Source organism: Puniceicoccaceae bacterium, assembly GCA_040224245.1.
GTDB lineage: Bacteria > Verrucomicrobiota > Verrucomicrobiia > Opitutales > JAFGAQ01 > JAKSBQ01.
Window position 1 is genome coordinate 1 of record JBEGIR010000007.1, and the last position, 3,133, is coordinate 3,133.

General features: G+C 53.9%; 3 protein-coding genes. 1 reads left to right on the forward strand and 2 read right to left on the reverse strand.

The window, feature by feature from the left end:
- On the reverse strand, nt 1-445 hold a 445-nt coding region (locus ABQ298_01190), incomplete at its 3' end, for a hypothetical protein (protein MEQ9822978.1).
- Between the two features lie 387 nt (nt 446-832).
- On the opposite strand from ABQ298_01190, the gene ABQ298_01195 reads away from it, so the two are divergent.
- A complete protein-coding gene (locus ABQ298_01195; protein ID MEQ9822979.1) occupies nt 833-2,143 on the forward strand; it encodes an O-acetylhomoserine aminocarboxypropyltransferase/cysteine synthase in 1,311 nt (436 codons plus the stop codon).
- Between the two features lie 147 nt (nt 2,144-2,290).
- On the opposite strand, the gene ABQ298_01200 is transcribed toward ABQ298_01195, so the two are convergent.
- The coding region (locus ABQ298_01200; protein MEQ9822980.1) for a hypothetical protein at nt 2,291-3,133 on the reverse strand (843 nt) is incomplete at its 5' end.

A 3,133-nucleotide genomic window follows, 5' to 3' on the forward strand; every position in this document is an offset into this window, starting at 1 on the left:
AGACGCCAATAGGGGCATTGCCGACTATGGCGCCGTCCTGCCCGCAGGATTGACAATCACCCTGCCAGACTTCGTTTTGCCGGACCAGGTAGAGGGCGTGCGACGCCAGACCATTGGATTCACTCAGGCGCTCTCGAACAATGCGATCAACAGGCCCCACACCCACACCGATGCGACTGTCAACGTCCACCTTTTTCGAATGTGCACGAAATGCCGCCCTCAGGAAAACTGCCGCCCTCAGGCATAACGCGGGTTGGGTCAGAGCCACTTGCCAACCATCTCCGCGAAACACATCGAATTCTCCCATGACCGCATCGCCATGATGTTCCGCAAAACACCGCCAAACACCGCGCACTCCCTCAAAAAGCGATGCCAGCTCGTGCGTAGAGAGTTTGCGGGAACCGACAATGTCTCCGGTCAGAACCGCATAGTGTGGGATATCCATGATTGGGAGTGCTCAATCTGTCACGTTTTCCTCAAGCCTGAATCGAATCCAGTTTCCTAAAGATAAGTGACTCATAAGAGCGAATCGGAGTTGCAATGACACAAAGGAACTCATTTTTCCTGTATCCGTCAATGGTGATTCCCGCAATCGCACAGGCCTGTGATTGCTCAACGCACGGATCACTCACTGAACCCGCATCCTGCTCGTCAGGTTCAGCAGAGGAAAGGGTTTTCAGCTGGCGTTGCAAATCCCTTCTTCAGGATGCCACGCATCCCTGCTTTCGATGCAGAAGACACCTTTGTCAAACCCTGATCACCCCCTTGACTCTACCGAGCAAATGAACAGTTTTGGGAGTTCAAACCATACCTGAACTGACATCCCAACACTATGATCAATCCCAAATTCAAAGGACTTGGAACACGGGCCTTGCACGCCGCACAGGAACCCGATCCCAACACCGGCTCACGGGCACTGCCCCTTCACCAAACGACCAGCTTTGTCTTTCGCGATGCAGAGCATGCGGCAAATCTGTTCGGACTGAAAGAACTCGGTCACATCTACACCCGCCTCAACAACCCGACCAACGATGTGATTGAGGGTCGCATTGCGGCGCTTGAAGGGGGTGTTGCCGGACTCGCGCACTCCAGCGGGCAGGCGGCGATCACCAATACCATCCTCAACATCTGCAATTCCGGCGATCATGTCGTCTCTGCAGCACAACTCTATGGCGGCACATACAGCCTGTTTAAGTACACCCTGAAAAAACTCGGCATTGATGTAACCTTTGTCGACAGCGAGGAACCCGAAAATTTCCGCAAGGCAATCCAACCCAACACCAAACTGATTTTTGGGGAGAGCATCGGAAATCCGCGCCTGAACATTTTTCCTTTTGAGGAAGTTTCCGCCATCGCTCGCGAGGCCGGACTCCCGCTGGTCATCGACAATACCTCTCTGACTCCCTACGTCTGCCGACCCATCGAGCACGGTGCCAATGTCGTGGTATACAGCACCACAAAATTCATTGGCGGGCACGGTCTCGCCATTGGTGGCATGGTGATCGATGCGGGAAACTTTGACTGGGGCAATGGCAAATTCCCCGGATTTACCGAGCCGGATCCAAGCTATCACGGACTCGTACACTGGGATGCCTTCAAGGCCTTCCCACCGGCGGGTGGAGCCAACGTCGCCTATATTCTCAAGATGAGGCTCCAATTGATGCGCGACATGGGCGCATGCCCATCGCCCTTTAACTCCTGGCTCAAGATCCAGGGCCTCGAAACCTTGCACCTTCGCATGGAGCGCCACTGTCAAAACGCCCAAAAAGTGGCCGAGTATCTTCAGGGTCACGAGCAGGTGAGTTGGGTGAACTTCCCGGGTCTACCCGACAGCCCAAACCACACTGCAGCAAAGCGTTATCTTCAAAACGGGTTTGGAGCACTCATCGGTTTTGGCATCAAGGGAGGTGCCGCAGCCGGTAAGCGTTTCATCGAAGGGCTTGAGTTGTTCAGCCACCTTGCCAACATCGGTGACGCCAAGTCCCTGGCCATTCATCCCGCCACAACAACGCATTCCCAACTGACTCCCGAACAGCAGCTTGCGAGCGGAGTAACCGAAGATTTCATCCGTCTTTCGGTCGGCATCGAAGATATCGAAGATATTCTGGAGGACATTCGCTGCGCCTTGGAAAAGGCCCGATGAAGACTTCCTGCATAAAAGCAAACAAATCCCTCACATTGCTTTAACCAAACGACGCCTCCCGAACCTTGGGAGGCGTCGTTTGCATGCAAAAGTCGCAAGAAACTCGCACCGCGTTTGGAGTGTGCATGTGTTAATGCCACACCTACATCATTCAATGGAATAATCGTGTTCTGCGAAACCTGCAATCATCAGGTAGTAGGTTCCCGCAGAAAGCGAGCGCTGGATCCTTGGATCCACCAAAGCCACGCCCGAGGTCGCGACTTGCCGCAAGGATGCGTCATACAGGAACCAGGCCACATCCGTCGTGCTGGTGACGGTAAGATCCAGATCCGTCGTACGATCCAACTGCAGACGGTAGGTATCACGGTCGCCTGCCTTCTCAAACGAGGATTCCAATCCCTCTCCCGGAGTCCACGGTGAAGCTGTCGCAAATCCATCAACTCCGTCCCCGGCATTCACCACAGGCAGCGTCTCGGAATAAAATCGGGTTCCAATACCGTAGGGACCAAATTCACCCGCATTGCGCGCTTCAATTGCCACGATGTAAGTTCCGGTGTTCAAAAAAACATCCAACACCGCATTGCCCTGTCTTCCCCGGAAATCATCGTTCACGTCAAGGGTTTCGATAATATCCGCATCCCGGAATGGAGCCGATGATCCATCGCGCGGACGGAAGATTCGTGCTTTGACATCAAGATCACCCGAAGTCTGCAGGATGAAATGTCCAGGGTTTGCAATGACAACTCGGAACCAGTCCACCTCACCTGACTCCGCGATACGGTAGTTGCCAGTCTCGGTTTCCAGCTGAAGATCCTGCACCATGGAAGAGGTAAAACCATCATCAAGGTAGGAACCCGACGTGCCGAGGTTGCGCAAACTGATCCCATAATCTCCCGTAGCTGCTCCCGAGTAAGGAGTTGTGAGCAGGTAATAGGTCCCAGGAGTTAACAGAGTCTCCATGCGGTAATTGAAGCCCGAGCCACCATCATC